Source organism: Methylobacterium sp. WL120, from assembly GCF_008039465.1.
In the GTDB taxonomy this organism is placed as follows: Bacteria; Pseudomonadota; Alphaproteobacteria; order Rhizobiales; family Beijerinckiaceae; genus Methylobacterium; species Methylobacterium cerastii.
Window position 1 is genome coordinate 1 of sequence record NZ_VRUT01000273.1, and the last position, 3491, is coordinate 3491.

Annotated in this window: 6 protein-coding genes and 1 pseudogene; 5 read left to right on the plus strand and 2 right to left on the minus strand. The window is 64.3% G+C overall.

Features of this window, described 5'->3' with window-relative positions; translation table 11 throughout:
* From FV229_RS27845 to FV229_RS26010, 5 genes are all read left to right on the plus strand, one after another.
* The coding region (locus FV229_RS27845; protein ID WP_210246629.1) for a hypothetical protein at positions 1-251 on the plus strand (251 nt) is incomplete at its 5' end.
* Positions 252-263: 12 nt separating this feature from the next.
* The gene (locus FV229_RS28330; protein WP_147754689.1) at positions 264-488 is read left to right on the plus strand and encodes a hypothetical protein; all 225 of its coding nucleotides are present in this window, start codon (positions 264-266) and stop codon (positions 486-488) included.
* 522 nt (positions 489-1010) lie between these two features.
* Positions 1011-1289: a type II toxin-antitoxin system RelE/ParE family toxin gene (locus FV229_RS26000; RefSeq protein ID WP_147754690.1), complete on the plus strand. Its 279-nt coding sequence runs from the start codon at positions 1011-1013 to the stop codon at positions 1287-1289.
* A gap of 47 nt (positions 1290-1336) precedes the next feature.
* The gene (locus FV229_RS26005) at positions 1337-1702 is read left to right on the plus strand and encodes a HigA family addiction module antitoxin (protein ID WP_147754691.1); all 366 of its coding nucleotides are present in this window, start codon (positions 1337-1339) and stop codon (positions 1700-1702) included.
* Between the two features lie 88 nt (positions 1703-1790).
* Positions 1791-2543, plus strand: a complete 753-nt coding sequence (locus FV229_RS26010; protein ID WP_147754692.1) for an IS6 family transposase — start codon at positions 1791-1793, stop codon at positions 2541-2543.
* 53 nt (positions 2544-2596) lie between these two features.
* On the opposite strand, the pseudogene FV229_RS26015 reads toward FV229_RS26010, so the two are convergent.
* Both FV229_RS26015 and FV229_RS26020 read right to left on the minus strand, forming a co-directional pair.
* Positions 2597-3094 (minus strand): annotated as a pseudogene (locus FV229_RS26015) (transposase); the annotation flags it as partial.
* Positions 3095-3108: 14 nt separating this feature from the next.
* Positions 3109-3491 (minus strand): transposase (locus FV229_RS26020; protein ID WP_147754693.1); only part of this gene is annotated, 383 nt, incomplete at its 5' end.

Below are 3491 nucleotides of genomic sequence, written 5' to 3' on the forward strand. Positions count from 1 at the left end.
GAACATCCACTTGGCGTAGCTTGGCGACGATCTCTTCAGCCGTATGCTTCTTCCGTCCCATGAAAACATCCTCCACATGGCTCGAAGCCATACCTCAGGGAGGACCACTTTTCAGGAGGCAGGCCAGTTTGAGTGCCATCCGCATCATTGATCGTATCGATATCTACTATCGATCCAATCTGTTTGATGCATGTTGCAGTGCGATGCATGTTCCCTCCCGAAGCGGGGCGAAGCCCCTGGAAAAACCCTGAGGGATCACGACTATGTCCATGCGTGCGTTTGCTCTTAGCGCTCTCGCCTTCACCACCTTCGCTGGTGCAGCAATAGCAGATGAGCGGACCAATCTCACCCCGCCGCTCTACCGTGAGCAGGCTCGTGCAACGGCGAACGTCCGGGCTGTCTCTGATCTGACCACCACGCCGTCCCTCACCAAGGCGAGTTCCGTTGTCTCACGGGCTGAGGTCGAGACGACGGGATCGGTGCGGTAAGAGCGAGCGCACCGCCAGCCGCGGTGCTAGCGGATCGGAGGACGCGTCGTCGGCATCAGCGCGCCCCGACCATGTTGAGCAGTGCCACGCCGGCAGCCGCAACGACGTTGCCCGAGCCGCCCCAGGGGAGGGCCGCGAACGGGATCACGACACGCTCGGCCGTCACGACCGGCAACAGGATCTCCGGCGCCTCTGCCTCGCGGTCCTCGTCGTTCCCGCGCAGCCATACGACCTGACTATGGCTCCGTTGGCCTGGGTCGCATTCGTCAAGAGCCGGCCCACGCACTTCCGGGCGCTGCCGAATTGCAGAAGCTCCCGCAATCATGATCGACCGCCATCGCACTGCCCCTCCATGGGGCTGAGCACACCGCGACCGTTCAAGCCCTTCGTACATGGAAGAGGCGCCCCCCGGCGCCCCTCCTCATTACGGAAGGATGTGTTGCACTGAATGACACCAATCTGCTTGACTTCCATGTTGCATCGGATGATGCATGTATTACCGAGCGCAACACGGGCGGAGCAATGAACCAGTTCCGGGACAAGGTGACAGAATCGGTTCACAGGAGCATTTGCCCGAAGCGGTTCCCCGCCGACCTGTTCAAGGCTGCCCGGCGCAGGATCGCAGCCGTCGTTGCCGCGAAGGCCCTGGACGACCTGAAAGCACCACCGTCCAACAAGCTCCACCCGTTGAAGGGGGATCGTGCCGGGCAACATGCCATCGCCGTCAATGACCAGTTCCGCATCTGCTTCGTGTGGACCGAGGCAGGCGCGAGGCAGATCGAGTTCACCGATTATCACTGAGGGCGCACGCGCCCTTCCCCTGAAACCGCTGGTTGGGACCGGGCGGCATGACCAACACCATCGAGAGCATCGCAGACGTGCGGCAGGCCTTTGAGGCCGCAACGGAGTTAGAGACGCTTCCGCCGCTCCACCCCGGTGAGATCCTGCGTGAGGAGTTCATGGTCCCGCTCGGCCTCAGTGCGGGCGCGGTTGCCAAGGCGCTCGGCCTCCCCCGCTCCCGCATCGAGCGCGTCGTGCGGGAGGAGATCGGGATCAGCACCGACACCGCGCTTCGGCTGGCTCGGTACTTCCGGACCTCGCACGAGTTCTGGGCCAACCTTCAAGCTCGGTTTGAGAGCGAGACCCTGCTTGCCGAGATCGGCGCCGAACTGGCCGGCATTGAGCCGGTGCCCCAGGAGGCACAGGCAGCATGATGGGCTTGTCGCAAACGTGAATGCGCCCTCGTTCACGGATCGTTAGCCATCCCTGACCAGCTTGCCGCCTCCGCCCTGGAGCCGGCCCATGATCCTGTCTGCCATCGCTGCCAAGCTGAAGCAGCGCGCCAAGGCCGACTTCAAAGGCCGGCACTACGAGGCGGCGCTCATCGTGCAGGCCGTCGCCTGGTATCTGCGCTACCCGCTCAGTTATCGCGACATCGAGGAGCTGTTCCTGGAGCGTGGCCTGGAGGTTGATCACAGCACCCTGAACCGCTGGGTGCTGGCCTACGCGCCGATGATCGAGAAGCGGCTGCGGACCTTCCGCAAGGCGCATTGCGGCTCGGTCCGCATCGACGAAACGTACATCAAGGTGCGCGGTGAGTGGCGCTACCTCTACCGGGCCGTCGACAAGCACGGCAGTCCGGTCGACTTCCTGCTGACCGCAAACCGGGATCTCGACGCGGCCAAGCGGTTCTTCCGCAAGATGCTGCAGGATCAACCGCTGTTGGCCCCGGACCGGATCGGTACGGATGGGGCCGGCACCTATCCGCCGGCCATCGCCGAGAGCCGAAAAGAGGGACTGCTGCCCGGCAAACCCACCCACTACGTCACCAAGCACCTGCAGCAAGGGATCGAGGGCGATCACTTCCGGGTGAAGCGGTCGATGCCGCGGGTGGGTGGTTTCCGCTCGTTCAACACGGCGCGCCGCACGATCCAAGGCTTCGAGGCCATGCTCTGGCTGCGCAAGGGCTTCGGCTTCGTCGGCGCATGGACGGTGCGCGAACAGAACCAGCTACTCGCGTTCTGCTTCGGGCTTCCCCAGGCGAACAAAGCGTGAAAGCGGGACGGCAGAGGTCGTTCCGCGTCTCAGATCCGATTTTGCGACACGCCCAGCGCAACGAGCTTGGGCACATTCGGCCGGAGCTGATCGGCCACCCGTCGCCATTGCTGACGTGCCGCATCAGCGTCGTCCTGGGCAAACGCGGTGACGATGAAGGCCAAGACGACGCGGCGGCCCGAGCGACCCGGATGAGCGAGGACGTTGCGCATGAAGTGCACGCGACAGCGTTGCCAGATGGCATTCATTACCTTGGCCAACGAGGCCTTGATGCCCTCGTACGCGTCCGAGATCACGAGTTTGACTCTGCGCAGACCGCGCCGGGCGAGCTTGCGCAGGAAGTCCGTCCAGAACGTCTCGGCCTCAGACGGACCCCCGTCCATGCCGAGCACTTCACCACGGCCGCCACTGTTGACACCGACCGCCACGATCACCGCCACCGAGACGATCCGGCCGTCCTGGCGCACCTTCACGTACGTGGCGTCGATCTAGAGATAGGGCCACTCACCCTCGATGGGGCGGTCGAGGAATGCACCGACGCGTTCGTCGATCGTAAGCGCTGTTTTCAGGCCACGGCTTTGAGGGCTGGCATGGCTGGGTAGGCCCATGGCAGCAGGTCGTCGAGACGGCGCTGCGGGTGGCCCTCGACGATGCGGGTGACGACGTCGGTGAGGTAGGCGTGCGGCTCGACGCCGACGAGCTTGCAGGTTTCGATCAGCGAGGCGATCACCGCCCAGTGCTCGCCGCCGCCGTCCGAGCCGGCGAACAGGGCATTCTTGCGGTTCAGCGCCAGGGGCCGGATCGCGCGCTCGACGACGTTTGAATCGATCTCGACCCGGCCGTCGTCGAGGAACAGGCTCAAGCCGGCCCAGCGCGAGAGGGCGTAGCGGATCGCATCGGCGAGCTTGCTCTTGCGGCTGACCAGGCCGAGCTTCTCGCGCAGCCACG

Excerpts from the sequence above, each read along its gene's own strand:
- FV229_RS28330 (WP_147754689.1), top strand. The coding sequence starts at position 264 with ATGTCCATGCGTGCGTTTGCTCTTAGCGCTCTCGCCTTCACCACCTTC.
- FV229_RS26000 (WP_147754690.1), top strand. The coding sequence starts at position 1,011 with ATGAACCAGTTCCGGGACAAGGTGACAGAATCGGTTCACAGGAGCATT.
- FV229_RS26005 (WP_147754691.1), top strand. The coding sequence starts at position 1,337 with ATGACCAACACCATCGAGAGCATCGCAGACGTGCGGCAGGCCTTTGAG.
- FV229_RS26010 (WP_147754692.1), top strand. The coding sequence starts at position 1,791 with ATGATCCTGTCTGCCATCGCTGCCAAGCTGAAGCAGCGCGCCAAGGCC.